Source organism: Streptomyces arenae, assembly GCF_022343545.1.
Lineage (GTDB): Bacteria > Actinomycetota > Actinomycetes > Streptomycetales > Streptomycetaceae > Streptomyces > Streptomyces humi.
In genome coordinates this window covers 112,333-139,317 of sequence record NZ_JAKQYH010000018.1, presented here as the reverse complement: position 1 = coordinate 139,317, position 26,985 = coordinate 112,333, and the positions used below count along the sequence as shown (strand labels likewise).

At 72.7% G+C, this 26,985-nt stretch carries 21 protein-coding genes, 2 tRNA genes and 1 pseudogene; 17 read left to right on the top strand and 7 right to left on the bottom strand.

The features are described from left to right. Window positions 1-18 precede the first annotated feature (18 nt). From MB828_RS09840 to MB828_RS09810, 7 genes and pseudogenes are all read left to right on the top strand, one after another. Window positions 19-1,191, top strand: a complete 1,173-nt coding sequence (locus MB828_RS09840) for an acyl-CoA dehydrogenase family protein (RefSeq protein ID WP_301647834.1) — start codon at window positions 19-21, stop codon at window positions 1,189-1,191. Next, window positions 1,172-2,146, top strand: coding sequence for a bifunctional MaoC family dehydratase N-terminal/OB-fold nucleic acid binding domain-containing protein (locus tag MB828_RS09835; RefSeq protein ID WP_301647833.1), 975 nt, complete (start codon window positions 1,172-1,174; stop codon window positions 2,144-2,146). The genes MB828_RS09840 and MB828_RS09835 overlap by 20 nt, the downstream gene beginning before the upstream one ends. A 1-nt stretch (window position 2,147) precedes the next feature. After that, window positions 2,148-3,188, top strand: coding sequence for an acyl-CoA dehydrogenase family protein (locus MB828_RS09830; RefSeq protein WP_301647832.1), 1,041 nt, complete (start codon window positions 2,148-2,150; stop codon window positions 3,186-3,188). 10 nt (window positions 3,189-3,198) lie between these two features. Beyond that, window positions 3,199-3,594, top strand: a pseudogene (locus tag MB828_RS09825) (MaoC family dehydratase); the annotation flags it as partial. A gap of 191 nt (window positions 3,595-3,785) precedes the next feature. After that, complete coding sequence (locus MB828_RS09820; RefSeq protein WP_301647831.1) at window positions 3,786-4,952, top strand: lipid-transfer protein; 1,167 nt, start codon at window positions 3,786-3,788, stop codon at window positions 4,950-4,952. A 171-nt stretch (window positions 4,953-5,123) separates the two neighbouring features. Continuing rightward, window positions 5,124-5,693, top strand: a complete 570-nt coding sequence (locus tag MB828_RS09815; protein ID WP_133023794.1) for a SigE family RNA polymerase sigma factor — start codon at window positions 5,124-5,126, stop codon at window positions 5,691-5,693. 150 nt (window positions 5,694-5,843) lie between these two features. After that, on the top strand, window positions 5,844-7,499 hold the full coding sequence (locus MB828_RS09810; RefSeq protein WP_301647830.1) for a long-chain fatty acid--CoA ligase: 1,656 nt from the start codon (window positions 5,844-5,846) through the stop codon (window positions 7,497-7,499). A 103-nt stretch (window positions 7,500-7,602) separates the two neighbouring features. On the opposite strand, the gene MB828_RS09805 is transcribed toward MB828_RS09810, so the two are convergent. Both MB828_RS09805 and MB828_RS09800 read right to left on the bottom strand, forming a co-directional pair. Continuing rightward, window positions 7,603-12,054 carry a hybrid sensor histidine kinase/response regulator gene (locus MB828_RS09805; protein ID WP_301647829.1) on the bottom strand — a complete coding sequence of 1,484 codons (4,452 nt, stop codon included), beginning with the start codon at window positions 12,052-12,054 and terminating at the stop codon, window positions 7,603-7,605. 240 nt (window positions 12,055-12,294) lie between these two features. Beyond that, window positions 12,295-12,759 (bottom strand): SSI family serine proteinase inhibitor, encoded by a 465-nt coding sequence (locus MB828_RS09800; RefSeq protein ID WP_301647828.1) that lies wholly within the window; start codon window positions 12,757-12,759, stop codon window positions 12,295-12,297. Between the two features lie 167 nt (window positions 12,760-12,926). Between MB828_RS09800 and MB828_RS09795 the strand changes: the two genes are divergently transcribed. Both MB828_RS09795 and MB828_RS09790 read left to right on the top strand, forming a co-directional pair. Then, window positions 12,927-13,020, top strand: a tRNA-Ser gene (locus tag MB828_RS09795). Window positions 13,021-13,220: 200 nt separating this feature from the next. Next, window positions 13,221-13,293 (top strand) — tRNA-Arg (locus MB828_RS09790). A gap of 55 nt (window positions 13,294-13,348) precedes the next feature. On the opposite strand, the gene MB828_RS09785 is transcribed toward MB828_RS09790, so the two are convergent. The 4 genes from MB828_RS09785 to MB828_RS09770 form a co-directional block, all read right to left on the bottom strand. Then, window positions 13,349-13,573 carry a hypothetical protein gene (locus MB828_RS09785; RefSeq protein WP_133023797.1) on the bottom strand — a complete coding sequence of 75 codons (225 nt, stop codon included), beginning with the start codon at window positions 13,571-13,573 and terminating at the stop codon, window positions 13,349-13,351. 44 nt (window positions 13,574-13,617) lie between these two features. After that, window positions 13,618-13,851, bottom strand: a complete 234-nt coding sequence (locus tag MB828_RS09780) for a hypothetical protein (protein ID WP_301647827.1) — start codon at window positions 13,849-13,851, stop codon at window positions 13,618-13,620. A gap of 112 nt (window positions 13,852-13,963) precedes the next feature. Beyond that, a complete protein-coding gene (locus MB828_RS09775) occupies window positions 13,964-14,947 on the bottom strand; it encodes a quinone oxidoreductase family protein (RefSeq protein WP_301647826.1) in 984 nt (327 codons plus the stop codon). Window positions 14,948-15,023: 76 nt separating this feature from the next. After that, window positions 15,024-15,521 (bottom strand): MarR family winged helix-turn-helix transcriptional regulator, encoded by a 498-nt coding sequence (locus MB828_RS09770; protein ID WP_133023800.1) that lies wholly within the window; start codon window positions 15,519-15,521, stop codon window positions 15,024-15,026. Window positions 15,522-15,688: 167 nt separating this feature from the next. On the opposite strand from MB828_RS09770, the gene MB828_RS09765 reads away from it, so the two are divergent. The 8 genes from MB828_RS09765 to MB828_RS09730 all read left to right on the top strand — a co-directional run bounded on the left by MB828_RS09765 (window position 15,689) and on the right by MB828_RS09730 (window position 26,507). Continuing rightward, window positions 15,689-16,075 (top strand): HGxxPAAW family protein, encoded by a 387-nt coding sequence (locus MB828_RS09765; RefSeq protein ID WP_301647825.1) that lies wholly within the window; start codon window positions 15,689-15,691, stop codon window positions 16,073-16,075. A gap of 657 nt (window positions 16,076-16,732) precedes the next feature. Beyond that, window positions 16,733-17,605 (top strand): DUF2797 domain-containing protein, encoded by an 873-nt coding sequence (locus tag MB828_RS09760; RefSeq protein WP_301647824.1) that lies wholly within the window; start codon window positions 16,733-16,735, stop codon window positions 17,603-17,605. Between the two features lie 238 nt (window positions 17,606-17,843). Next, window positions 17,844-18,584, top strand: coding sequence for a response regulator transcription factor (locus MB828_RS09755; protein WP_046727718.1), 741 nt, complete (start codon window positions 17,844-17,846; stop codon window positions 18,582-18,584). Beyond that, window positions 18,581-20,239: a sensor histidine kinase gene (locus tag MB828_RS09750; protein ID WP_301647823.1), complete on the top strand. Its 1,659-nt coding sequence runs from the start codon at window positions 18,581-18,583 to the stop codon at window positions 20,237-20,239. The genes MB828_RS09755 and MB828_RS09750 overlap by 4 nt, the downstream gene beginning before the upstream one ends. Before the next feature lie 14 nt (window positions 20,240-20,253). Beyond that, window positions 20,254-21,771, top strand: a complete 1,518-nt coding sequence (locus MB828_RS09745) for a bifunctional glycosyltransferase family 2/GtrA family protein (protein WP_301647822.1) — start codon at window positions 20,254-20,256, stop codon at window positions 21,769-21,771. Beyond that, window positions 21,768-24,068, top strand: coding sequence for a glycosyltransferase family 39 protein (locus MB828_RS09740; protein WP_301647821.1), 2,301 nt, complete (start codon window positions 21,768-21,770; stop codon window positions 24,066-24,068). Before MB828_RS09745 ends, MB828_RS09740 begins: the two co-directional genes overlap by 4 nt. Window positions 24,069-24,184: 116 nt before the next feature. Next, window positions 24,185-25,567 (top strand): MFS transporter, encoded by a 1,383-nt coding sequence (locus MB828_RS09735; protein WP_301647820.1) that lies wholly within the window; start codon window positions 24,185-24,187, stop codon window positions 25,565-25,567. Between the two features lie 133 nt (window positions 25,568-25,700). Beyond that, on the top strand, window positions 25,701-26,507 hold the full coding sequence (locus tag MB828_RS09730) for a TetR/AcrR family transcriptional regulator (RefSeq protein WP_301647819.1): 807 nt from the start codon (window positions 25,701-25,703) through the stop codon (window positions 26,505-26,507). An 8-nt stretch (window positions 26,508-26,515) separates the two neighbouring features. Here the strand turns inward: MB828_RS09730 and MB828_RS09725 are convergent, their stop codons facing one another. Next, complete coding sequence (locus MB828_RS09725; protein ID WP_301647818.1) at window positions 26,516-26,977, bottom strand: PPOX class F420-dependent oxidoreductase; 462 nt, start codon at window positions 26,975-26,977, stop codon at window positions 26,516-26,518. Window positions 26,978-26,985: the final 8 nt, after the last annotated feature.

Below are 26,985 nucleotides of genomic sequence, written 5' to 3'. Positions count from 1 at the left end.
GACGGACAGTCAGAAACCATGCATCTGGCCCCCACCGAACGCCAGCAGCGGCTGCGTGCCGAACTCCGCGCCTACTTCAGCGACTTGATCCCGTCTCCCGCACCGGAAGCGCCCGGGGACCGCCGTGCCCTGCTGCGCCGCATCGGTGCGGACGGCCTCCTCGGCCTCGGCTGGCCCGTCGAGTACGGCGGTCAAGGCCGGGGCGCCGACGAGCAGTTCGTGTTCTTCGACGAGGCGTACCGGGCGGGCGCACCCGTCTCCATGGTCACCCTGAACACCGTCGGGCCCACGCTGATGAAGTACGGCAGCGCGGAGCAGAAAGCCCGTTTCCTGCCCGGCATCCTCCGCGGCGAACTGGTCTTCGCCATCGGCTACAGCGAACCCTCCGCCGGTACCGACCTCGCCTCGCTGCGCACCCGGGCGGTGCGGGACGGCGAGGGCTGGCGGATCGACGGGCAGAAGATCTTCACCTCGGGTGCCCAGCACGCCGACTGGATCTGGCTGGCCTGCCGCACCGACCCCGAGGCACCCAGGCACCGCGGCATCTCGATCCTCCTGGTCCCGACCGACGCCCCCGGGTTCTCCTGGACGCCGATCGAGACGGTGGGCGGGCAGATCACCACGGCCACGTACTACGACGGTGTCCGCGTCCCCGCCGGGAACCTGGTCGGAACCGAGCACGACGGCTGGTCGCTGATCACCAATCAGCTCAACCACGAGCGGGTCGCCCTCGCCGCGACCGGCATGCAGGCCGAGGACTTCTACACGGCCGCGCTCACCGCCGCCCGCACCCCTGATCCGGTGACGGGACGGCGCCGTGTTGACGAGCCCTGGATTCGTTTCCGGCTGGCCGAAGCGCATGCCCGGCTGGCGGCGAATCGCCTGCTCAGCTGGCGTCTGGTGGGAGACGCGGGGGCGGGCCGGGTGGCGCCCGCGGAGGCCAGCGGAGTGAAGTTCGCGGGAACGGAATCGGCAGTCGCGACGTATCGCATGTGTCAGGAGATCGTCGGCGAGACGGCATTGGTCCGGTCCGGATCGCCGGGGGCGTTCGAGGGCGGCGAGCTGGAGCGGCTCAACAGGGCGGCGCAGATCAACACGTTCGGGGGCGGGGTGAGCGAGGTGCAGCGGGAGATCGTCGCGACGATGCGGCTCGGGATGAGGAGGGGTGGCCGTGACCGAGGGGAGCGATGAGCTGACGGCACGGCTGAGGGGGTACGAGGGGCAGCCGGCCGCCGTCTCGGGCGTGGGCCGTGACCCGGTCAACCTGCCGATGATCCGGCACTGGTGCGAGGCGATGGGCGACACCGACCCGGCCTACCGGGGGCCGGACGCGGTCGCCCCGCCCACCATGCTCCAGGCGTGGACGATGGGCGGCCTGTCGGGACACCTGGGACGCACCGGCGCGTACGACGAGCTGATGGCGCTGCTCGACGAGGCCGGCTGCACCTCGGTGGTCGCCACCGACTGCGAGCAGGAGTACCTGAGGCTCCTGCGGCCGGGCGACGAGGTCGTCTTCGACACGGTGATCGAGTCGGTCTCGGAGCGGAAGACGACCAAGCTGGGCGCGGGCCACTTCGTCACGACCCGCACGGACGTCCGGGTCGGGGGCGACCTCGTCGGCACCCACCGCTTCCGGATCCTCAAGTACGCCCCGCGCCGCAGGCCGCCGGCCGACCGCCCCCGGCGGCCCCGTCCGGTGGTCAACCGGGACAACGCCGGTTTCTGGGAGGGGGTGGCCGAGGGGCGCCTGCTCGTCCAGCGCTGCACCGGGTGCGGAACCCTGCGCCACCCCTGGCTGCCGGGGTGCAACTCCTGCGGTTCCCTCGACTGGGACACGGTCGAGTCGTCCGGCGAGGGCACGGTGTACTCGTACGTCGTCATGCACCACCCGCCCTTCCCGGCCTTCGACCCCCCCTACGCGGTGGGCCTGATCGAACTGGCCGAGGGCGTAAGGATGGTGAGCAACGTGGTGGGGGTGCCGTACGACAAGGTGCGGATCGGGCTGCCGGTACGGGTGGAGTTCCGCCGTTACGACGAGGGGGCGGGGGCCCCGGCCGGGGCCGACGCGCTGACCCTGCCGGTCTTCCGGGTCGTCGAGGGCGCCGAGGGCGTCCAGGGCGCAGACGGTCCCGAAGGGCGGTTCTGACATGGACTTCACGCCCACCGAACCGCAGGCCGAGGCCCGCGGGCTGGCCGCCCGGATCTTCGCCGACCTCGCCACCCACGAGCGGCTGCGGGCCGCCGGCACCGGCAGCGACCCGGAGCTGTGGAAGGCCCTCAGCGCGGCCGGGCTGGTGGCCGCGGTGCCGGAACTTGGCCTGCTGGGCCTGGTGTTGCTCCTCGAGGAGCAGGGCCGCACCACGGCACAGGTGCCGTACGCGGCGAGCTGTGTGTACGGGCAGCTGGCGATCACCGCACACGGCACGGCCGAACAGCGGGAGCGGCTGCTGCCGGGGATCGGCGAGGGCTCCCTGGTGGTGACGGGAGCGTTCCCGGCACAGCCGACGGTACGGCCGTCCGGGCGGGGGCGGCTGAGGGGAGCCGTGCCCGTCGTCCCGTGGCTGCGTGACGCCACGCACGTCCTGGTCGCGGACGCCGAGCGGGAGCTGTGGCTCGTGGTGCTCGGAGAGGGCACCGGTATCGAGGAGGCCGAGCTGACCGCGCCCTGGTCGGCGGGCCGCCTCACGCTCGACGACACACCCGCCGAGCCCCTCGGCTCCGGTACCCCCTCCCGCCCCGGCGCCTACGCCGACGTCCTGGCCACCGCGCGCACCGCCTTCGCCGGGCTCCAGGCCGGGGTCTGCGCGGGTTCCCTCGCCCGGGCCGTCGCGCACACCAACACCCGCGAGCAGTTCGGGCGCCCGCTCGCCACCCGCCAGGCCGTGCAGCTCCGGGCCGCGGACGCCCACATGGACACCGAGGCGATACGGGTGACGGCGTACGAGGCGGCCTGGCGGCGGGACGCGGGGCTGCCGTACGCGACGCATGCGCTGACCGCCGCCTGGTGGGCGTCCGAGGCGGGGCAGCGGGTGGTGCACACGGGCCAGCATCTGCACGGCGGTGCGGGCGCCGACGTCGAGCATCCGGTGCACCGGCACTTCCTGTGGGGGCGCCAGTTGGACGCGTATCTGGGCAGCGGGGGCGAAGCGCTCCAGGAACTGGGGGAGTTGATCGCGAGTGCGGACTGAGACGACACGGGTGGCCGTGGGCACCGAGCTGCCGGCCCTGGAGATCCCGATCACGCGGACGCTGATCGTGGCGGGAGCGATCGCGTCCCGGGACTACCAGGACGTGCACCACGACGCCGAGCTGGCCCGGCACAAGGGCTCGCCGGACATCTTCATGAACATCCTGACGACGAACGGCCTGGTCGGCCGGTACATCACGGACTGCTTCGGACCGGGAGCGGTGCTCCGCAAGGTGGCCATCCGGCTGGGGGCGCCCAACTATCCGGGGGACACGATGGTGCTGACCGGCCGGATCGAGGAGCTGGACGGCGAGACGGCGACGGCGACGGTCCGGGTGGTCGGCGCCAACGCCATCGGCAAGCACGTGACCGGCACGGTGACGGTCACCTTCACCGCCGAGACCGCCGGAACCGCCGAGACCGCCGGAACCGCCGGAACCGCCGGAACCGCCGGAACCGCCGAGACCGCCGGAACCGCCGGAACCGCCGGAACCGCCGAGACCGCCGAGACCGCCGAGACCGCCGGAACCGCCGGAACCGCCGAGACCGGTGAAATAGATGTGGCCTATAAGACCCGTGATGGTGACGAGGCGGGCTCATGAGCGTGCGGGGGCGGGACTCGCTCGGTGGGCGGGCGGCGGTCGTGGGGATCGGGGCCACCGAGTTCTCCAAGGACTCGGGGCGCAGCGAGCTGCGGCTGGCGGCGGAGGCGGTGCGCGCCGCGCTCGCCGACGCCGGGCTGACACCGGCGGACGTGGACGGGATGGTGACGTTCACGATGGACACCAGCCCGGAGATCACCGTGGCCCAGGCCTGCGGGATCGGCGAGCTGTCCTTCTTCTCCCGGGTCCACTACGGCGGCGGCGCGGCCTGCGCCACGGTCCAGCAGGCGGCGCTGGCGATCGCGGCCGGGGTCGCCGAGGTGGTGGTCTGCTACCGCGCCTTCAACGAGAGATCGGGCCGCCGCTTCGGCTCGGGCGTACAGCACCGGGAGCCGTCGGCGGAGGGGGCCGCGCTCGGCTGGGCGCTGCCGTTCGGGCTGCTGACCCCGGCGTCCTGGGTGGCGATGGCGGCACAGCGCTACCTGCACACGTACGGGCTGACCCCGGAGGCGTTCGGGCACGTGGCCGTGCTGGACCGCAGGTACGCGGCGACCAACCCGGCCGCCTACTTCCACGGCCGCCCCATCACCCTCGCCGATCACGCGGCCTCCCGCTGGATCGTCGAGCCGCTGCGGCTGCTGGACTGCTGCCAGGAGACGGACGGCGGCCAGGCCCTCGTGGTCACCTCGGTGGAGCGGGCGCGGGACCTGCCGCAGCGGCCGGCCGTGATCGCGGCGGCCGCGCAGGGGGCGGGCCGGGCCCAGGAGCAGATGACCAGCTTCTACCGGGACGACCTGGCCGGGCTGCCGGAGATGGGCGTGGTGGCCCGGCAGCTGTGGCGCACCTCGGGGCTCGCCCCGGCCGACATCGACGTGGGCATCCTGTACGACCACTTCACCCCGTTCGTGCTGATGCAGCTGGAGGAGTTCGGGTTCTGCGGGCCCGGGGAGGGAGCGGACTTCGTGGCCGGGGAGCGGCTGCCGCTGAACACCCACGGCGGCCAGCTGGGGGAGGCGTACCTGCACGGGATGAACGGGGTGGCGGAGGGGGTGCGTCAGCTGCGCGGCACGGCGGTGAATCCGGTGCCGGGGGCGGACCGGGTGCTGGTCACGGCCGGGACGGGGGTGCCGACGTCCGGGCTGCTGCTGACCTCGGACGAGTGAGCAGGCCCGCTCCGGCGGTGGTGCCCCCTGAGGGGTAAACCCGCAGGAGTACCGCACCCGTACTCCACCTTCAGGAGGTGTAGGCAGCCCTACCCCTACAACCTGAGGGGGAGTCTCCTTCGGGACCTGCGGCCGATCCGCCGGAACGCCGCTCACTCATAGCGTGGAGCCATGACCACACCCGTCTGCACCAGCGCTTCGGACGTCGCCGTCTCGGCGAGGCAGACCGGCGCGTACCAGCGGCCGTATCCGTCGTTCGCGTCGTACGTCAGGGCCCGTCAGCCGGTCCTGTTGCGCACCGCCCGGTCGCTGACCGCGAACCCGAGCGATGCCGAGGACCTTCTCCAGACCGCGCTCGCCAAGACGTACGTGGCCTGGGAGCGGATCGAGGACCACCGGGCGCTCGACGGCTATGTGCGCAGGGCCCTGCTGAACACCCGGACCTCGCAGTGGCGCAAGCGCCGGGTCGACGAGTTCGTGTGCGACGAACTGCCCGAACCGGAGCCGGTGCCCGGGGAGGACGACCCGGCCGAGCGGCAGGCCCTGCACGACGCCATGTGGCGGGCGATCATGAAGCTGCCCGCGCGGCAGCGCGCGATGGTCGTGCTCCGGTACTACGAGGATCTCAGCGAGGTGCAGACGGCCGAGGTGCTCGGAGTGTCGGTGGGCACCGTCAAGTCGGCGGTGTCGCGTGCCCTCGGCAAGCTGCGCGAGGACCCGGAGCTGGTCCTCGCCCGGTAGCCGGCCGGTGGCCGCGGGGCGGTAACCGGCCGGGCGGTCACCGGCCGGGCTTTGTTGCCCGTCCCCTAGTGACATACCGCCTGGTATGTGAGCAGAATCAGCGCAGCCCCTTTACCACCGAGTAGGCGATGACGCCCCCGGGAGGACGCCGTGCTGAGCACCATGCAGGACGTACCGCTGCTGATCTCCAGGACCCTGACCCACGGGTCGCGGGTCCACGGCGAGTCACAGGTGACCACCTGGACGGGCGAGGCCGAGCCGCACCGCCGCAGCTTCGCCGAGGTCGGTGACCGTGCCGCCCAGCTGGCCCACGCCCTGCGCGACGACCTGGGCGTCCGGGACGACGACCGGGTCGCCACCCTCATGTGGAACAACGCGGAACACACCGAGGCGTACTTCGCGATCCCCTCCATGGGCGCGGTCCTGCACACCCTCAACCTGCGGCTGCCCGCCGAACAGCTGGTGTGGATCGTCAACCACGCCGCCGACGGGGTCGTCCTCGTCAACGGCTCGCTGATCCCGATGATCGCCCCGCTGCTGGCCAAGCTGCCGACCGTCCGGCACATCGTGGTCTCCGGCCCCGGTGACCGTGCGCCGCTCGAGGGGGCGACCGCGGCCGTGCACGAGTACGAGGACCTGATCGCCGGGAAGCCGACCACGTACGACTGGCCGGAGCTGGACGAACGCCGGGCCGCCGCCATGTGCTACACCTCCGGCACCACGGGTGACCCCAAGGGCGTGGTGTACAGCCACCGTTCGATCTACCTGCACTCCATGCAGGTCAACATGGCCCAGTCGATGGGCCTGACCGACCAGGACACCTCGCTGGTCGTCGTACCGCAGTTCCACGTCAACGCCTGGGGCCTGCCGCACGCCACCTTCATGACCGGCGTCAACCTGCTCATGCCGGACCGCTTCCTCCAGCCGGCCCCGCTCGCCGAGATGATCGAGAAGGAGCGTCCCTCGCACGCGGCCGCCGTCCCCACCATCTGGCAGGGCCTGCTCGGCGAGCTCACCGCCCGCCCCCGTGACGTCTCCTCGCTCACCCAGGTCACCATCGGCGGTTCGGCCTGTCCGCCGTCGCTCATGGCCGCCTTCGACAAGCTGGGCATGCGGGTCTGCCACGCCTGGGGCATGACCGAGACCTCCCCGCTGGGCACCGTCTCCCGTCCGCCGGCCCATGCGGTGGGCACCGAGCAGGAGTTCGCGTACCGCCTCACGCAGGGCCGCTTCCCGGCCGGCGTCGAGGCCCGGCTCACCGGCCCCGGCGGCGAACGCCTCCCCTGGGACGGCGAGTCGGCGGGCGAACTGGAGGTGCGCGGCCCCTGGATCGCGGGCGCCTACTACAACGGCCCCGACGCCGAACCGCTGCGCCCCGCCGACAAGTTCAGCGAGGACGGCTGGCTGAAGACCGGTGACGTCGGCATCATCTCCGCCGACGGCTTCCTCACCCTCACCGACCGTGCCAAGGACGTCATCAAGTCCGGCGGCGAGTGGATCTCCTCGGTGGAGCTGGAGAACGCGCTGATGTCCCACCCGGACGTCGCCGAGGCAGCGGTCGTCGCCGTCCCCGACGACAAGTGGGGGGAGCGCCCGCTGGCCACGGTCGTCCTGCGGGAGGGCTCCACGGCCACCTTCGAGACCCTGCGCGTCTTCCTCGCCGAGGAAGGCAAGATCGCCAAGTGGCAGCTGCCGGAGCGGTGGACGGTGATCGAGGCGGTGCCGAAGACCAGCGTCGGCAAATTCGACAAGAAGGTGCTGCGGAGGCAGTACGCCGACGGTCAGCTGGACGTCACCAGTCTCTGAACGGGGTTCGGTCCAGGGCGGGGAACTGTCGTCGGTCGGCCGCGGGTTCGTCGTGGTTGGTCGCGCAGTTCCCCGCGCCCCTTTCGGGGCGCTTCAGTGAGCGTCAGTTCGTACCGATCCTGGCCAGCAGGTCCACGATCCGGCTCTGCACCTCGGTGCTCGTCGACCGCTCCGCCAGGAACAGCACCGTCTCGCCGGACGCCAGCCGCGGCAGGTCCGCCTGGTCGACGGCCGCCGTGTAGACGACCAGCGGCGTCCGGTTGAGCTGCCCGTTCGCCCGCAGCCAGTCGATGATCCCGGCCTGCCGGCGGTGCACCTGCATCAGGTCCATCACCACCAGGTTCGGCCGCAACTGCCCCGCCAGCGTCACCGCGTCCGCGTCGCTCGCCGCCCGCGCCACCTGCATACCGCGCCGCTCCAGCGTGGACGTCAGCGCGAGCGCGATCTCCGCGTGCTCCTCGATCAGCAGCACCCGCGGCGGATGCTGCTCGCTGTCCCGGGGCGCGAGCGCCTTCAGCAGTACGGCGGGATCGGCGCCGTACGCCGCCTCGCGCGTCGCCTGGCCCAGCCCCGCCGTGACCATCACCGGCACCTCGGCCGCCACCGCCGCCTGCCGCAGCGACTGCAGCGCGGTGCGCGTGATCGGTCCGGTCAGCGGGTCCACGAACAGTGCCGCCGGGAACGCGGCGATCTGCGCGTCGACCTCGTCGCGGGAGTTCACGATCACCGGGCGGTAGCCGCGGTCGCTCAGCGCCTGCTGGGTGGTGACGTCCGGCGCGGGCCAGACCAGCAGCCGGCGCGGGTTGTCCAGCGGCTCCGGGGGCAGTTCGTCGTCCAGCGGCTGCGGGCGCGGCGGGTCCGCGACCTCGACCGCTCCACCGGGGCCGTCCAGCGGTTCGGGGCCCTCGGCGGCGTTCACGTCCGGTGCGCCTATGGCGTACGACCGTCCGGCGCCGTCGGTGGCACCCACCAGCCGGGACTGCCCGGCAAGGGACGGCTGCGGCAGCGGCTGCCCGGTCACCGGCTGCGCGGTCACCGGCTGGCCGGTCACCGGCTGTTCGGCCGGCGGGTGCGGACGGGCCGACTGCTCGGGCTGTGACTGCTCGGCACCGGCCGGGTCCGGGCGGGTGCCCAGCTTGCGGCGCCGTCCGTTGCCGCCCGGCTGGTGCGGGGGCGGGGTCGCCGTCGGCTGCTGCACCTGCGCGGCCTGCCGGGAGAACGGCACGCCCTGTCCCAGCGTCCGCACACTGAACGCCCGGCCCTGCGTGGAGTCCGGGTCCACCGGCGCGGCCGTCGCCGCCGCCTCGGCGGGCAACGGCTGGGCGGCACGCGCCGGTTGCGGGGTGGTGCCGGGCACGCCGTCGGCGCCCGGCCACTGCTGCGGTACGGGAGCCGCGGGCCCGGCGGACTCGGCCGGGAGCGGCTGGGCGGCGGCCGGGGTGTCCCCGGCGACCGGGGCGGGCGGCACGGGCTGCGCGGACGGTACGGGTGCCGGCTGGGCCGGGATCGGCTGCCCCGGGGCCACCGGAGCGACGCCCTGCGCCTGTGCCGGTACGGCGGCGGCGCCGGGCAGCGAGGGCGGCACCGGCTGGCCGGGCTGAGCCGCCTGCACCGGCCGGCCCACCTGCTGTCCGGGAACCGCTTGCACGCCGGGCAGCCCGGACGGCGCGACGACCTGCGCGGGCCCGGCCTGAACCGGAATACCCGGCCCGGCGAGAACCGGCTGTCCGGGCGGAACCGGCTGCCCGGGCGCGACCGGCTGTCCCGGCGGAACCGGCTGTCCTTGCGGCACCGCCTGTCCGGGCGCGACCGCCTGCGCGGGCACGGCCGGCACGCCCGGCGCACCCGGCACGCCCGGCGCACCCGGCACGCCCGGCGCACCTGGCGTACCAGGCACACCCGGCGCGACCGGCATCATCCCCGGCCCGGCACCCGGCATGCTCGGCCCGGCACCCGGCGTCCCAGCCGCCCCCGGACTGCCCGGCACGCCCGGCGTACCCGGCGCACCCGGTACGCCCGGCGTACCCGGCACCCCCGCCGCTCCCGGTGCCGCGGTCTCCGGCGGCTGGCCCACGGCGCGGCGCCGGCGGCCGGTCGGTGCGCTGGTGGGGTGGGGCTGCGGCGGGGTGTGGTCCTCGCTCTGGTCGTGCGCCACGGCGTCGTGCCGGCCCTCGTCGCCCGCCGCCTCGGCTGCTTCGGGGGCGCGGTCGGCCTCGGCGGGCGGCAGCGCGAAGACCGGCCGCGGGCCCGCATGCTGCTGTGCCTGCTGTTCGGCAGCCCGCTCGGCGGCCGCGGCCAGCGCACGGCGCCGACGTCCGCTCGGCTGCTCCTCATCGGTCTGCCCGGCAGCCTGCCCGGCCGTCTGCCCGGAAGCATGTCCGACAGCCTGCCCGGAAGCATGTCCGGCAGCCGCGGAGGGCAGCGCCGGCGGCAGCGCCTGCCGCTCGTCGGACTCCCGCCGGGCCCGTCGCCCCGACGCCGGCGCGGGCACGCCCTGCGGCGGAACGGTGCCGCCGAGTCCCGTCCCGGAGGCCGCCGTACCGGCACCCTGCTCGGCCGCCGTCACCACGGCACCCTCGGCCGCCGCCCCGGCGTCGCCGTCGGCGGGCCGGCCGCGCCGCCGGCCGGTGCCGCCGGACTCCGCCTCCGCGCTCTCGATCGCGGCGGGCCCGCTCTCCTGCTCCGCCGCCTCGGCGGCACGCCTGCGCCGCCGTCCGGTCGGCACGCCCGGCGTCTCGCCCTCCCCGGCCTCGCCGGGAACGTCGCTCTCCAGGAAGGCGTCCACGGAGGACCGCCGTCCCCGCCGCCGCCCACCGGCACCCGCCTCGTCGGCGGGGACGGGGGCGGGCGCGAACACGGCCATCTCCGCGCCGGGCGGCGCGGGAACGGCCCCGGCGCCACCGCCGATCGGCACCTCCAGCACGAACGCGCTGCCGCTCATGCCGGGCACCTCGTGGGTCTGGAGCACCCCGCCGTGCGCCCGTACGATCCCGCGCACGATCGGCTCGTGCACCGGGTCTCCCCCGGCGTACGGTCCGCGCACCTCGATCCGTACGACCTCGCCGCGCTGGGCGGCCGCGACCACCACGGTGTTGTCCATGTAGCCGCCGGCCGAGACGGGCGCGTTGCCGGTCGCGTCGACGCCGGCCACGTCCGCGATGAGATGCGACAGCGCGACGGCCAGCCGCAGCGGGTCCACCTCGGCCTCGATGGGCGGCGCGTGCACGGCGAACTGCACCCGGCCGGGCCCGATCAGCTCCACCGCGCCGTCCACACCGGCGGCGACGACGGCGTCCAGCATGACCTTCGTACGGGTGATGTCCTCGGTGCCCGCGTCCAGCCGCTGGTAGCCGAGCACGTTGTCGATGAGCTGGGTGATCCGCGAGTACCCGGCCGAAAGATGGTGAAGTACCTGGTTGGCCTCGGGCCACAGCTGCCCGGCGTCGTCGGCGGCGAGCGCGGCCAGTTCCCGGCGCAGTTCGTCGAGCGGCCCGCGCAGCGACTGCGCGAGCAGGGTCAGCAGCTGCTCGTGCCGCCCGTGGAGGGCCTCGTAGCGGTCCTTCTCGCGCTCGCCGAGGGCCGCGTACCGGTCCTCGCCCGCCGCCAGTTCCTCGGCGTGCCGCTCGCGCAGCTCCTCCACCTCGGTGACGTGCTTCTGGCGCAGCGCGGTCAGGTCGGAGGCGTGTTCCTCGGAGAGCTTCTCCAGCTCCTCGGCGTGCGCCTTCTCCAGCGCCGTCTTCTCGTCGACGACGGTGTCGTACGGCCGCCGGTCGGTGAAGGTCATCACGGCGCCGACGAGCTGGTCGCCGTCGCGCACCGGCGCGGTCGTCAGGTCGACCGGCACCTTCTTGTCGCCCTTGGCCCACAGCACCTGCCCGCGCACCCGGTGCTTGCGTCCGGAGCGCAGGGTGTCGGCGAGCGGCGACTCGGCGTACGGGAACGGCGAGCCGTCGGCGCGCGAGTGCAGGACGAGGTCGTGCAGTTCCTTGCCGCCGAGCTCACCGGCCCGGTACCCCAGTATCTGGGCGGCGGCCGGGTTCACGAGGACGATCCGCCCGTCGGTGTCCGTCCCCACGACGCCCTCGCTTGCGGCGCGCAGGATCATCTCGGTCTGCCGCTGCGAACGGGCCAGCTCGGCCTCGGTGTCGACGGTGCCTGTCAGGTCGCGTACGACGATCATCAGCAGCTCGTCGCCGCTGTAGCCGTAACCGTCGTACGCCTGCTGCCCGTTCTCCAGGTTGGCGCTGGTGACCTCGACCGGGAACTCCGTGCCGTCGGTCCGCCGGGCCACCATCCGGGTCGGCTTGGTCCGGCCGCGGGGGTCCATGTGGTCGGGGCGCCGCATCGAACCCGGGATGAGCCGGGAGTCGAACTCCGGGAGCAGGTCGAGCAGCCCGCGCCCCACCAGCGCCGTCCCCGGTGCCTCGAAGGCCTCCAGGGCGATGGTGTTCGCGTTGACGACGGTTCCGTTGGCGTTGACCAGCACCAACGCGTCCGGCAGCGCGTCCAGTATGGCTGCGAGGCGAGCAGCGCCTCGGGATGGCCTGCTGCTCACGAGACGCTTCCTCCCTGTTACCGCACCTTGCCGACCGCTCGGGCCATCTTGCCAACCGGCCCGCGACGTGTCACGCGAGGGAGTCTAAAGGCACCGGTTCCGGTCACGGCGCCGGATGAGAGGGAGGTCGCACGACGAAGTGACGGCGAACATGTGACCGACGCTCCTCACCTCCGCCGTACCTTCGCCGGACCTTTACGCGGGCGGGCTGTCCGCCGTGCGCCGGCTGTGCGGGCGGGGTCAGGGCCCCAGGCCGGGCAGCAGCGGCACCATCCGGTCCCAGCGCCCGATCTCGCAGCCGTTGCTGCGGTCGTACGTCGCGTCGACCGGGCGGCCGGCCCAGGTGCCGGTGACGTGGGCGGTGGCCGGGCCGCCGTAGAGCATGGTGCAGGCGGTGCCGGGCGCGACCGGGGCGAAGGTGTCCCGCCCCCACCGCGTGTTCCGGTCCAGCGCCCGGCACGCCCCGCTCACGTCCGGGTGACTGCCGGCGCCGGGGTGACAGGACAGCTCGTAGGTCCCGTCCCGCCCGTCCCCGGCGTGCGTCACGGTGACGACGAGACGGTCACCCGGCCCGCCGGGCGCGGTGGCCACGGCGCCCGCGGAGGCCGAGGCGGCGGAGGCGGGGGCCGAGGCGGCGGAGGCGGCCAGGAGGGGGAGGACGGCGACGGCGGTCCCGAAGGCACCGCGCACGGTGAGATGAGCCATGCCCTGCCCAACGCGCCGCCCGCCCGGACGTTGCGCGGCGCCCCGCCGACGGAAGGGCTTTGCCCTGCGCACCCGCTGGCTAGTACCGTGGGAGCCGATTGGTGACAGCACGCTCAACTGTGTCATCATCTGCACGCACCACTCGCGCTCACGCGGGCGGCTGTGCTGGAGGCGTCGCCTAGTCCGGTCTATGGCGCCGCACTGCTAATGCGGTTTGGGCCTTAAAGCCCATCGAGGGTTCAAATCCCTCCGCCTCCGCCATCTGATCATCGAAGCCCCGGTCCCACGGACCGGGGCTTCGATGCGTCTGGGCCCGAGAACCGTCGTTGACCATGTTTCCGCAGGCCACAAGGGGTACGCCTAACGGATTTCACATGGCGGCGGCAGTCATGTAATGTTCTTCCTGTCGCCGCGAGCGGGCCGGAAGGGCCGGGAGCGAAGACAGAAAAACAGCAGAACAAGCACTCGTAGCTTAACGGATAGAGCATCTGACTACGGATCAGAAGGTTGCAGGTTCGAATCCTGCCGAGTGCACATAGGTGGAAGGCCCCGGAGAGATCCGGGGCCTTTCGCGTTGTCCGAGGGCGGGTCAGGGGGTCGGTTGCGGGCCCCACTCGTCGGGGCCCGTTCCGCGCCAGTCGATCCACGGGGCCTGCGCCACCTCCGCGGGGTCGATCTCCAGGCCGGCGCGGCGGAGGAACTCCGCCACGTCGGTCGTGTTGTGGGCCAGGCCGAGGATCTCGCCGTCCACGCGGACGCGGCGGCCGCCGGTGGGGGATGGCGGGTGGATGATCACGCGAATCGGTCCGGACATGTCTTCAGGATCGTCCGGGGCGTACGGTCCCGCATTCCAGTACGTCATGGGCGCGGCCGCTCGTAGGTGTCCCCGTGCGCGGGGGACAGGTCGCGCAGTTCCCGCCAGGCCGCGGGGGCCGGGCGGCGCTGCTGCCAGTAGGGGTGGAAGAAGACCTCGACCGACAGCCGGTACAGGCGTCGGCGCAGCTCGGTACGGCCGGGGCGCGCGGCCAGCCGACGGTAGACGGCACTCCACTCCTGCTGTGCCCGGGTGAGGTCGTCGGGGAACGTCCGCATGACCGGATTCAATCACGTGTTCGATTTTTAGGGCCAGCCGAGCCGGGGCCGGCCGAGCCGCAGCGGTAGTCGGCTGTGCGAGCGATTCGTGTGTCCCCGGCCGGCGATCGGGTCAGCGGCGGATCCGCAGTACGGCCTTCCCCTTGTTGGCGCCCGATTCCAGCACTCGCTGGGCCTGTGCCGCGTCGGCCAGGTCGTACTCGGCGGTGATGTCGATCCGTACGGCCCCCGACGCGGCCTCGCCCAGTGCGGCGAGGGCGTGCCGGCGGAGTGCCCCGGGGTCCCGGCGGCTGAGGTCACCGATGTTGTAGCCGGTCAGGGTGCGGTTGTTCTTCCACAGGGAGAGGACCGGCAGAGCGAGGTCGGGATGGCGGGCCGCCTCGCCGTAGACCGCGACCCGCCCGAACGGGGCCAGGATGTCCAGGCTCGCCGACCGGGTGGGGCCGCCGACCGGGTCCAGGACCAGGTCCACGCCCCGGCCGGACGTCGCCTCGCGCACCGCTTCCGGGAAGCCGTCCCGCAGGAAGACGTCGTCGTATCCGAAGCGCCTCGCGTACTCCGCCTTCTCCTGTGTGCTGACGGTGCCGTACACCGCCGCCGCCCCCAGCGTCCGGGCGAGCTGTGCCGCGGCCGAACCGACGCCGCCGGCCGCCGCGTGGATCAGCACGGTGTCGCCGGAGGCGATCCGGCCCGCGCCAGCCAGGACCCCGTACGCCGTGGTCAGTACGAGGGTTGCGGCACCGGCGGTGCGGAGGTCGAGGCCCAGCCCGGCCAGCGGGAAGACGAACGGGGCGGGCGCCACCGCGAACTCCGCGTAGCCGCCGCCGTCCGGGAGGTACGCGGCGACCTCGTCGCCGGGCCGCAGGCCGGTCACGTCCGCGCCCGCCGCGGCCACGGTGCCTGACACCTCCAGACCCGTCACCGTCTCACCGTCGGGAGTGCCGAAGTCGCCCAGGCGGTGCTGCACTTCGCCGTAGTTGACGCCCGCGTACGACACCTGGATCAACACCTCGCCGGGACCGGGTTCCGGGTCGGGCAGCTCCACCGGGCGCAGTACGTCCGGTCCGCCGATCTCCTTGAACGCGACAGCCCGCATGTGTCCCCCTGATCATCGTCGGTCGCTACGACGTCCGGGAACCCGCGCCCGGGGCGCCCTATTCCCGGGGCGGTCGTCAGCAGGGGTCCGCCGAGTCGTTCCGGTTCAGCTTCTCCAGGTAGTCGTGGGCCAGTGCCGTCGCGCGGGTGAACCAGTCGGTGAGGACGGCCAGTTCGTCGGGGGTGTAGTCGGCGAACAGTTCCGTGAGGCGTTCGTAGTAGCCGGCGTACACCGCGGCGACGCGGGTGACGGCGTCGGGGAGCGCGGCGACGCGGACCCGGCGGCGGTCCTTCGGGTCGGGACGGCGGGTGACGTAGCCCGCGCGCTCCAGGCGGTTGAGGATGCCCGTCACCGCGCCCGTGGTCACGTGGGCGCGGGCCGCCAGGTCGCCCGCCGTCAGCAGTTCGTCGCCCGCCTCCAGGACGAAGCCGAAGCAGGTGAGGTCCGTGACGTTCAGCCCGAGCCGCCGGGCCAGTTCCTGCTGGCCGATCACATGGGCCGCGATGAGGTGGTCCATCGCGGACAGCGTCCGGGCCGGGTCGGCGGGCGGTCGAGGTCGAGGTCTGCCGTGCATGGTCGTTCCGATTCCTCGTCGAAGACTTCCCGAATTCCCTTAGCGTGTGAGAGATCTAGGGAGTAAATTTCTTACGCCGTGAGGGATCCGATCCTAGTCTCCCTCGCGTCCGGCGATCGGTACGTCTCCGTCGCCGACGAGGCTGCCTACGAGAGGGAGTCGGGTCCGTGAGTCTGCACGACGAAGGCCATACGGTCGCGGGGTGGACCGGCACCGCGATCGCGACCGCCGGCAGCGGTCTGCTGGGGTGGGGTGTGTGCGCCGTCTCGGTCCCCGCGCTGGTCGCGGGGTTCGCGGTGGGTGCCGTGAGCGTCCTGGTCACCTGGTACCTGCATCTCGCCGGCTGGGGCAAGCCGCCGGGGCCGAGGCCCCGGTCGCAGTGGCCCCTCGGGGTACGGGACGCCGCCGCCCGCGACGGCCACCCCGCCTGCGTGTCCTGCCGCCTCGCCGGCCGCGCCCGCCGCCCGGCCCCCCACCACCGCTACATCCCTCACGGCAGACCCCCAACCGGCAACCGCGGAAACCGGCGTCTGACCGAGGAAGCCGACAGCTAACCGGGGACGCCGGCAGCCGTTCGGGCATGCCAGAGGCTGTTCGGGAACTCCCGAGAGCCGTCGCCAATGGCTGCCCTCGGTCGTCGAAGGCCGTCCCCCGGTCGCCAGCGGCCGTTCCCCGGTCGCCGAAGGCCGTCCCCCGGTCGCCAGCGGCCGTCCCTCGGTCGCCGAAGGCCGTCCCCCGGTCGCCAGCGGCCGTTCCCCGGTCGTCGAAGGCCGCCCCCGGTCGCCAGCGGCCGTTCCCCGGTCGCCAGCAGCCGTCCCTCGGTCGTCGAAGGCCGTCCCCCGGGTCGCCGATGCCCGTTTCTCGGTCGTCGGAGCCGCTTTCGGGAGCCCAATCGCCGTCCCTCGGTCGTCTTGGCCGTCCCCGTTCGCCAGTCGCTGTCCCTCGGTCGATGTGCGTCGCCCTCGGTCGCCAATCTCCGTCCCTCGGTCGACCGGGTCGCCGCCCGGTCACCAACGACCGCCCCTCCGTCGCCGGATGCCGCCCTCCTCCGGTCGTCCGCGGCCTTCGGTCGCCGGGATGCCCCGTCGCCGGAATCCCCCTGGTCGCCGGATGCAGCCCCCGGTCGCCGGATGCCGTCCCCGGTCGTCGGAGGCCGTCGCTCGGGCGGTGTGGGGGCTGGTTGTCAGTGGGGGGCTTTACGCTCGCTGGTGATGGGACAGGTGTGGAAGTGCTCGGGGGTGCGCTGGTCGGGCGGGGGGCCCGTGCTGGTGTGGAGCGGTGGGCGGCGCAGTCCGCTCGGCCGGGGGAGACGGGTGGCCTTCAAGGCCGTCGAGGGGGGTGTGCGGGAGTGCGTGGGCGCGCGCGGGAACCCCTGTCCGGTCCGGGCGGCCGTGCCGGCGCGCAGCACCGGCGCGCGGTGCGAGGAGTGTGCGCGGCTGGACCGGGCGCACTCCGTCGCCGCCGACACCGTCGCCGACGACCCCCGGCCGTACCACGTGTACCTCGCCTGGTTCGGGCCCGGGATGACCAAGGTCGGGATCACGGCGGTCGAGCGCGGACCGGCGCGGCTGCTGGAGCAGGGGGCGGTCTGCTTCAGCTGGCTGGGTGCCGGGCCGTTGATGGCCGCGCGGCGGGCCGAGGAGCTGCTCCGCGCGGCCCTGAAGGTGCCCGACCGGATCCCGTACCGCGACAAGCGCGTCGTACGGTCCGTGCTGCCGGGCAGTGCCGCGGAGCGGGCCGCGGAGATCGAGTCGCTGCACGCTCGTGCCCTCGCGCTGGCCGGCTGGCCGGAGGCGCTCGTCCCCGAGCCGTGCCAAGTCGTCGATCACGTCCGGGTGTTCGGGCTGGCCGGGGTCCCCGCCGCGGTCGGCGAGGTGGCCGGTCTCGTGCCCGGCGCCCGGGTCGGCGGTGAACTCGTCGCGGCCGCCGGGCCGGATCTGCATCTCGCCACCCCGAGCGGGGTGCTCGTCCTCGACACGCGCTTGCTGCCCGGCTGGGAGCTGACCGCCGCCGGGGACGCGGACGGCCCCGGACCGGCGTTGCCCGTGCGGGAGTTCACGGTCCCCCAGGACGGGCTCTTCTGACGCGCCGTGGCGAGCCCGCCCCGGTACGCTCTCATCAGGGCTTCATCGGCGCTTCATCACAGGCTCGCGGCGCACCGCGGAGGGACACGATCCGCACAGCCGGGTGCGATCATGGTCATGACTTCGTGCGCACGTGATGTGATTCCCAGGCGTTCCCTGAGAGGTGCCTGTGTGTTTCTTAGGGAAATCACAGATTAGTGAAAGCGTGTTCTCAGAGGACCCCGACAAGGTGTCCACCATGACCACGACCTCGCCCCAGGGGCGCACCGAACTGCTGAGGCCGGACGGGAGCCCCGTCCGAGTGCTTGTGGTGGACGACGAGCTGTCGATCACCGAACTCCTTTCCATGGCCCTCCGTTACGAGGGCTGGCAGATCAGGAGTGCGGGCGACGGCCAGGGCGCCATCCAGACCGCCCGGGAGTTCCGGCCCGACGCCGTCGTCCTCGACATGATGCTGCCCGACATGGACGGCCTCACGGTCCTCGGCCGCCTGCGGCGTGAACTGCCCGACGTGCCCGTCCTGTTCCTCACCGCCAAGGACGCGGTCGAGGACCGGATCGCCGGTCTCACCGCCGGCGGCGACGACTACGTCACCAAGCCCTTCAGCCTCGAAGAGGTCGTGGCCCGGCTGCGCGGGCTGATCCGGCGTTCCGGTGCCGCCGACCGGCGCTCCGACTCCGTGCTCGTGGTCGGCGACCTCACCCTGGACGAGGACAGCCACGAGGTCTCGCGGGCCGGGGAGGGCATCCACCTCACGGCCACCGAGTTCGAACTGCTGCGCTTCCTCATGCGCAACCCACGGCGCGTCCTCAGCAAGGCCCAGATCCTGGACCGGGTGTGGTCGTACGACTTCGGCGGCCAGGCCAACGTGGTCGAGCTGTACATCTCGTACCTGCGCCGGAAGATAGACGCGGGCCGGGAGCCCATGATCCACACCCGGCGCGGTGCCGGTTACCTGATCAAGCCCGCCGCGTCATGAGCGGGCGACGACGGCCGCGTGCGCAGAAGTGGCGAGCGGGAAAGCCGCGCACGCTGCGGACCCGGCTCGTCGTCGCGTCCGTGACGCTGATCGCGGTGGTCTGCGCGGTGATCGGCACGGTGACCACGCTGGCGCTCCGCTCCCACCTCTACGACCAGCTCAACGGCCAGCTCGGCGAGGTGTCCGCGCGGGCGGCCGGCGGGTTCGGCGAGCCGCCGGACGCGATCAAGAACGGCACGAAGCCGCCCGGTACGCAGGGCACGGGCGCCACAGGCAAGGGTTCGGACGACAGCAAGGCCCAGACCGACCTGACGAAGTTCGTCACCGGCCCGCAGCCCCAGGGCACCATCGTGGCCAGGGTCGTGAACGGCTCGATCACCGACGCCAAGGTCGGCGAGAAGACGAACGACGACCTGAACGTCCCGCAGATGAGCGCGCGGAGCCTGTCGTCGGCCGCGCTCAAGGTGCTCGGATCGGTCGACCAGGACGTCACGAAGCTCCAGACCGTGGACATCCCGGGCATGGGCAGCTACCGGGTCGCCTACGTCGACGGGAACAAGGGCACCTACTACGTCGCCATCCCGACCGCGGACGCCGACAACACCATCAACACCCTGATCCTCGTGGAGATCAGCGTCACCGCGGCCGGCCTGATCGCCGCCACCCTCGCCGGCACCGTCATCGTCGGGGTCGCCACCCGCCCCCTCCGCCGAGTAGCCGCGACCGCCACCCGGGTCTCCGAACTCCCGCTGCACACCGGCGAGGTGAACCTCAGCGAACGGGTACCGGAGTCGGAGTGCGACCCGCACACCGAGGTCGGCCAGGTGGGCTCCGCGCTCAACCGCATGCTCAACCACGTCCACGGGGCGCTGCACGCGCGCCAGCAGAGCGAGATGCGGGTACGGCAGTTCGTCGCCGACGCCAGCCACGAGCTGCGCACCCCGCTGGCCTCCATCCGCGGCTACGCCGAGCTGACCCGGCGCGGACGGGAGCAGGTCGGGCCCGACACCCGGCACGCGCTGGGCCGTATCGAGTCCGAGGCCGGCCGGATGACCCTCCTGGTGGAGGACCTGCTGCTGCTGGCCAGGCTCGACGCCGGCCGGCCGCTCCAGTTCGAGCACACCGACCTCATCCCGCTGGTCGTCGACACCATCAGCGACTCGCGCGCGGCCGGCATGGACCACAACTGGCGGCTCGACCTGCCCGACGAGCCGGCCCTGGTGTCGGCGGACGCGGCCCGCATCCAGCAGGTGCTGGTCAACCTGCTCGGCAACGCGCGCAAGCACACCCCGTCCGGGACCACCGTCACCGCGCGTATCCAGCGGCGCGGTCCGTGGATGTGCGTGGACGTCGAGGACAACGGGCAGGGCATCCCGCCGGATCTGCTGCCGCACGTCTTCGAACGGTTCGCGCGCGGCGACTCCGCGCGTTCGCGGTCCACCGGGTCCACCGGTCTGGGCCTCGCCATCGTGCAGGCGGTCGCGTCCGCGCACGGCGGCGCGGTCACCGTGGACAGCGTTCCCGGCCGCACCGTGTTCACCCTGTATCTGCCCGCGCTCGCCCCGGCGGTCCCCCAGCCGGCGCCCGAAACCAACTGGCAATCGCACTCACAGGCACAGCACAGTGCCACCACATGGGTAGAACAGGGCGCTTGACCAGAGTCGTTCCCATGCGAACCGACTCTTCTCCCGGCACCCTGCCGGCGCGGGAGCACCTCCCGGCCGGAAACGCCGGTACGCCTGTCCTGGACGTAGTGATCCCCGTCTACAACGAGGAGAAGGACCTCGGTCCATGCGTCGTCAGACTGCATGACCACCTCAAGCGCACCTTCCCGTACGCGTTCCGCATCACCGTCGCGGACAACGCGTCCACGGACACCACCCCCCAGGTGGCGCGGCGGCTGGAGGCGGAACTGGCCGAGGTCAGGTCGTTCCGGCTGGAGCAGAAGGGCCGCGGCCGGGCGCTGCGGACCGTCTGGTCCGCCTCGGACGCGCCGATCCTCGCGTACATGGACGTGGACCTGTCGACCGACCTGAACGCGCTGCTGCCGCTGGTGGCGCCGCTCATCTCCGGCCACTCCGACCTGGCGATCGGTTCCCGGCTGGCCCGCTCGTCGCGCGTGGTGCGCGGCGCCAAGCGGGAGTTCATCAGCCGTACGTACAACCTGATCCTGCGCGGCTCGCTCCAGGCCCGCTTCTCCGACGCGCAGTGCGGCTTCAAGGCGATCCGGCGCGATGTCGCGCAGGTGCTGCTGCCGCTCGTCGAGGACACCGGCTGGTTCTTCGACACCGAGATGCTGGTGCTCGCCGAGCGTGCGGGACTGCGCATCCACGAGGTGCCGGTCGACTGGGTCGACGACCCCAACTCGACCGTGCACATCGTGAAGACCGCCACCGACGACCTCAAGGGCGTCTGGCGCGTCGGCAAGGCACTGACCACCGGCGCGCTGCCGCTGGACCGGCTCACCCGCCCGTTCGGCGACGACCCGCGCGACCGCGACGTCCAGGACGTGCCGAAGGGCCTGGCCCGGCAGCTCGTCGGGTTCTGCGTGGTCGGCGGCCTGTCGACCCTCTTCTACCTGGTGCTCTACAGCCTCTTCCGCGAGTTCTCCGGTTCGCAGATCGCCAACGCGCTGGCGCTGCTGGTGTCGGCGGTGGCGAACACCGCGGCCAACCGGCGGCTCACCTTCGGGGTGCGCGGCCGGGGCGGGGCGGTCCGGCACCAGGCGCAGGGCCTGGTCGTCTTCGGCATCGGCCTCGCGCTGACCAGTGGCTCCCTCGCCGCCCTGAACGCGGCGAGCAGCGACCCGGCGCACTCCACCGAGCTGGCGGTGCTGATCGCCGCCAACCTCGCGGCGACCGTGCTGCGATTCCTGCTCTTCCGCGCCTGGGTCTTCCCGGACCGCGACGGCTCCGCCCGGCCGGAGGCGTCCCCGTCCACGGTGGTGGCCACGCACACCCCGTCGTCGCCGACGTACACGACCGGCGGACACCAGCCGTACCAGCCGCAGTACCCGCCGCAGGGCCCGTTCCCGCAGCGTCCGGGGCGCCAGCCGTACGCCCAGGGCGGCACCACGACGACCACCCAATTCCGCGCCGGTGAAGCCGCGGACGGCACCTGGAGGGACAGCACCATGCAGTTGCAGCCGGTGCGTCCCCATGACACCGAGCCGGGGGACCCCCGATGACCACCGACACCGACCGACCGACCGAGTGGGGCCCGGCCCCCTCGTCTCCCCCGCCGCCGCGGTACACCCCCGAGGTCCCGGCGCCGGAGTCGGGCGATCCCCGGCAGCCCTTCGTCCGGAGACTCTGGCGCGGCCGTCCCGAGGACCCCCGCTGGGTACGCCCGGCCTTCCTCGGCCTGCTGGCCGCCACCCTCCTGCTCTACCTGTACGACCTGAGCGCCTCCGGCTACGCCAACTCCTTCTACTCGGCGGCCGTGCAGGCGGGCAGCAAGTCCTGGAAGGCGTTCTTCTTCGGTTCGCTGGACGCCGGCAACGCGATCACCGTCGACAAGCCGCCGGCCTCGCTGTGGCCGATGGAGCTGTCGGTCCGGATCTTCGGCCTCAACTCGTGGGCGATCCTCGTCCCCGAGGTCCTGATGGGCGTCGCGACGGTCGCCGTCGTGTACGCGGGGGTGCGCCGCCGGTTCAGCCCCGCCGCCGGTCTGATCGCGGGCGCCGTGCTCGCGCTCACTCCGGTCGCGGCGCTGATGTTCCGGTTCAACAACCCGGACGCGATGCTCGCGCTGCTGATGGCGGTCGCCTGCTACGCGGTGGTCCGCGCGGTCGAGGACGGCCGGACGAAGTGGCTGGTGTGGGCCGGGGTCGCGATCGGCTTCGCGTTCCTCGCCAAGACCCTTCAGGCGTTCCTGATCCTGCCGCCGCTCGCGATCGTCTACGCGGTCTGCGCGCCGGTGTCGGTGAAGAAGCGGTTCGGTCAGCTGGCGATCGCCACCGGCGCCCTGATCGTCTCCGGCGGCTGGTGGGTCGCGATCGTCGAGCTCTGGCCGGCGTCCTCGCGCCCGTACATCGGCGGCTCGCAGGACAACAGCTTCCTGTCGCTGACCTTCGGCTACAACGGCTTCGGCCGCCTGAGCGGCGACGAGACCGGCAGTGTCGGCGGCGGTGGCGGCGGCAACGGCAGCACCGGGCAGTGGGGCGCGACCGGCTGGGACCGGATGTTCAACTCCGAGATCGGCGGCCAGATCTCCTGGCTGCTGCCCTCCGCGCTGATCCTCCTGGTCGCCGGTCTGGTGGCCACCCGCAAGCTCCAGCGGACGTCGACCACCCGCGCCGCGTTCCTGGTCTGGGGCGGCTCGCTGCTGATCACCATGGTCGTCTTCAGCTACATGGCGGGCATCTTCCACCAGTACTACACGGTCGCCCTGGCCCCCTACCTGGCCGCCGTGACCGGCATGGGCGCCGATGTGCTGTGGAAGCGGCGCGCCGAGATGTGGGCGTCGATCACCCTCGCCGGCTCCGTGGTCGCGGCCGCGGTCTGGGGATACGTCCTGCTCAACCGCACCTCCGACTACCTGCCCTGGCTCAAGTTCCTGGTCCTGGTCGGCGGTCTGGCAGCCGCGCTCGGCCTGGTCTTCGCGGGCCGGATCAGCCGTCAGCTGGCCCTCGGGGCGGCGGCGGTGGGCCTGGTGGCCGCGCTGGCGGGCCCGACCGCGTACACCCTGAGCACCCTCCAGACGGGTCACACCGGTTCCATCGTCACGGCGGGTCCGGCGGGCGCGAGCATGATGGGCGGCGGCCCGGGTGGCGGCGGCGGTATGCGCGGCGGCGGCATGGGCGGCGGTGGCGGCTTCGGCCAGAACCAGCAGAACCAGCAGAACCAGCAGGGCCAACAGGGCCAGCAGGGCCAACAGGGCCAGCAGAACGGCAACGGTGGCACCCAGGGCTTCCCCGGCGGCGGCACCGGCGGCAACAGCACCGGTGGTACCGGCGGTACCGGTGGCTTCGGCGGCGGCATGCCGGGCCAGAACGGCACCGGCGGGACCCAGAACCAGCAGGGCAACGGCACCACCCAGAACGGCAACGGCTTCCCCGGCGGCGGGATGGGCGACGGTGGCGGCATGGGCGGCGGCGGTGGCGTCGGCGGCCTGCTGAACGGCGCGACCGTCAGCTCGCAGGCGAAGCAGCTGCTGGAGAAGGACGCGTCCAAGTACACCTGGGCGGCGGCCGCCATCGGAGCCCAGAACGCGGCGAGCTACCAGCTCTCCACGGGCGACGCGGTGATGGCGATCGGCGGCTTCAACGGCACCGACCCGTCCCCGACGCTGGCCCAGTTCAAGAAGTACGTGGCGGACGGCAGGATCCACTACTTTATCTCGTCCGGCACGGGCGGCGGCATGGGCGGCAGCAGCAGCGGCACGTCCTCGGCGATCACCTCGTGGGTCGAGAAGAACTTCAAGAAGGTGACGGTGGGTTCGGCCACCTTCTACGACCTGACGCAGAAGGCGAGCGGCAGCTGACGTTTCCCTGAGAGGCGCGAGGGCGGTGGCTTCGGCCACCGCCCTTCGTCGTACGACGGCCCTGCTCGCCGAAACCGCGTTGTACGCCGTACAGGAACTGTTCTACGGTGTACAGCATGACTTCTCAGGGCCATCCCCAGCGCTGGCTGATCCTCGGTGTCATCTGCCTCGCGCAGCTCACCGTGCTGCTCGACAACACCGTTCTCAACGTGGCCGTGCCCTCTCTCACCCGAGAGCTGCACGCGGCCACCGCCGACATCCAGTGGATGATCAACGCCTACTCACTGGTCCAGTCCGGCCTGCTCCTGACGGCGGGCAGCGCGGCCGACCGCTACGGCCGCAAGAAGATGCTGATAGCGGGGCTGGTCCTGTTCGGCGCGGGTTCGCTGACCGCGGGCCTGGCCGGTTCCACCGGTCAGCTGATCGCGGCGCGGGCCGGCATGGGCGTGGGCGGCGCGCTCCTGCTCACCACCACCCTGGCCGTGGCGATGCAGATCTTCACCCCCGACGAGCACCCCAGGGCGATCGGGATCTGGAGCGCCGTCAACGCGCTGGGCTTCGCCGCCGGACCGCTGATCGGCGGGTTCATGCTCAACCACTTCTGGTGGGGTGCGATCTTCCTGCTCAACCTCCCGGTGGCGGCGCTGGCCCTGGTGGCGGTCGTCGCCCTGGTGCCCGAGTCGAAGAACCCCCGGGGCGACCGGCCCGACCTGCTCGGCGCGCTGCTCTCCACGATCGGCATGGCCGCCCTGGTCTTCGCGATCATCTCCGGCCCCGGGCACGGCTGGACGTCGGCACGGGTGCTGCCCACGGCGGTCGTCGCGGTCGTGGCCCTGGCGCTGTTCGGGTACTGGGAACTCCGCGTCCCCCACCCCATGCTCGACCCGCACTTCTTCCGGGACCGCCGCTTCACGGGTGCCGTCGCCGGTGCCGTCCTGATCACCTTCGGCATGGGCGGAGCGCTGTTCCTCCTCACCCAGCACCTGCAACTCGTCCTCGGGTACGGCCCCTTGGAAGCGGGCCTGCGGACCGCGCCGCTGGCGCTGACCGTCGTCGCCCTCAACTTCTCGGGTCTGTCGGCGAAGTGGGCGACGCGACTGGGGACGCCGGTGTCGATCGCCCTGGGCATGCTGCTGATGTCGCTGGGGCTGGTCTCCATCGCCGTACTGGACTCCGGCGGGTACGGCGGCACGCTGCTCGGGCTGCTGCTGATCGGCGCGGGGTGCGCGGTCGCCAACCCGGCGATGGCGCACGCCATCATGAGCGCGATTCCCGCGGAGAAGGCCGGGGTGGGGGCCGGGATCAACGGCACGCTGGCCGAGTTCGGGAACGGGCTGGGGGTGGCCGTGCTGGGCGCGGTGCTCAGTTCCTGGGTGGCCTCGGGGAAGTCCGTGTCGGCGGGGCTGGGGGCGGGACAGCTGGTGGGGGCGGCCGCCGTGGTGGCCGGGGGGTTCGTGGCGGCGGGGCTGCTCAGGAGGGCGGAGAAGAATGTCGCCTAGTGGGGAGGGGGTATGTGTCGGTTCGCGGGTGCGAGTTCATCGTGGCTGGTCGCGCAGTTCCTCGCGCCCCTAAAAGCAGGGCGTCGGAGCTTTAGCATCTTGGGAAGTGGTCGTGGTCGAGGAGGGTGTTGCGATGGCGCGGGCCAGTGTGTGGCTGGAGGGGAAGGCCCGCAAGGGCGGGCGTGGCGGGCAGCCCTCCGGGCTCGACCGGGACCGCATCACCTCCGCCACCGTCCGGCTCCTCGATGCCGACGGGCTCGACAAGTTCTCCATGCGGCGGCTGGCGGCCGAGCTCAACGTGACCGCCATGTCCGTGTACTGGTACGTCGACACCAAGGACGAGCTGCTCGAACTCGCCCTCGACGCGGCCTTCGGCGAGCTGCGCCTGCCGGACGCCGACGACGGTGACTGGCGCGCACAGCTCCGCGCGCTGGCCACGGAGTACCGCGCGCTGCTGGTCCGCCACCCCTGGCTCTCCCCGCTGGCCGGCCGCTACCTCAACATCGGCCCGCACTCGCTGGCGTTCTCGCGGGTGGTCCAGCGGGTCGTCCGCCGCGCCGGCCTGCCCGCGCACGGCGTGACCGGGGCGATCTCGGCCGTCTTCCAGTTCGTCTACGGCTACGGCACCATCGAGAGCCACTTCGCCGCCCGGGTGTCCGCGGCCGGCATGACGGCCGACGAGTACTTCAACTCCACGATGGACGCCGTGACCGAGACCCCGGACACGGCGGGGATCATCGAGGAGTCGAGGGACCTCATGGCGGCCCGCGGCGGCGACACCGTCGCCGAGATGCTGGACAGGGACTTCACCTTCGCCCTGGACCTCCTGATCGCAGGAATCGAGGCCAAGGTGCAGAGCCCCGAAAGGGGGGCGGGTAACTGCGCGACCAGCCACAACGTACCCGCACCCGCGAACGAGGACGCACCCCCGAGCGTTTAGGCGTCCGGCTAGGCCAGCCGCGCCGGAAATCCTCCGGTGGCCACCGGCCCCCATCGCTCCGGCGTCACCCGGATGATCGACTTTCCCTGTCGCACCATCGCCGCCCGGTACTCGTCCCAGTCCGGGTGTTCCCCGGAGATGTTCCGGAAGTACTCCACCAGCGGCTCCACCGACTCCGGCGAGTCGATCACCTCGGCCCGTCCGTCCACCTGGACCCACGGCCCGTCCCAGTCGTCGCTCAGGACGATCACGCTCACCCGCTCGTCCCGCTTCGCGTTCCGCGTCTTGGCCCGTTCGGGGTAGGTGGAGGCCACGATCCGCCCGGAGTCGTCGACCCCGCAGGTCAGCGGCGACCCCTGCGGGCTCCCGTCGGCGCGCCGGGTGAGCAGGATCGCGCGGTGGCGGGGTCGTACGAAGTCCAGGAGCTCATCGAGGGAGACGGACGTGTTCGTCGCGATGTTCGGTGCCATGCGGCCAG